At 63.1% G+C, this 295-nt stretch carries 1 protein-coding gene; it reads right to left on the reverse strand.

The window, feature by feature from the left end; all coding sequences use genetic code 11:
* Positions 1-76: 76 nt before the first annotated feature.
* On the reverse strand, positions 77-295 hold a 219-nt coding region (locus tag ACQG3P_RS19205; protein WP_426805928.1), incomplete at its 5' end, for an integrase core domain-containing protein.

The raw sequence follows: 295 nt of genomic DNA on the forward strand, positions 1-295 counted from the left end.
GCCGGCGGGGGCGGGTTTGCGGGGGACGCCGTAAACCTGTGGGGGTCAAGTTTTTCTGGACACTCTCAAGGGGCGTTCAGGCCACCTGCGCTTCGTGGCGCGCAGGCGGTACCAGGCCGTTGGCGTTATGCAGCCGGCGCTGGTTGTACCAGTCCACGAACTGTTCGATATCTGCCGCTGCCTCGTACCGTGTGGGGTACTTGGCGTACAGCCATTCTCCCGTGAGGGTGGCGACAACCCGCTCTACGACGGCGTTGTCCCAGCAATTTCCCTTGCGGCTCATGCTCTGCGTAAA

Origin of the sequence: Stenotrophomonas sp. SrG, from assembly GCF_050031795.1 — a bacterium.
In the GTDB taxonomy this organism is placed as follows: Bacteria; Pseudomonadota; Gammaproteobacteria; order Xanthomonadales; family Xanthomonadaceae; genus Stenotrophomonas; species Stenotrophomonas rhizophila_A.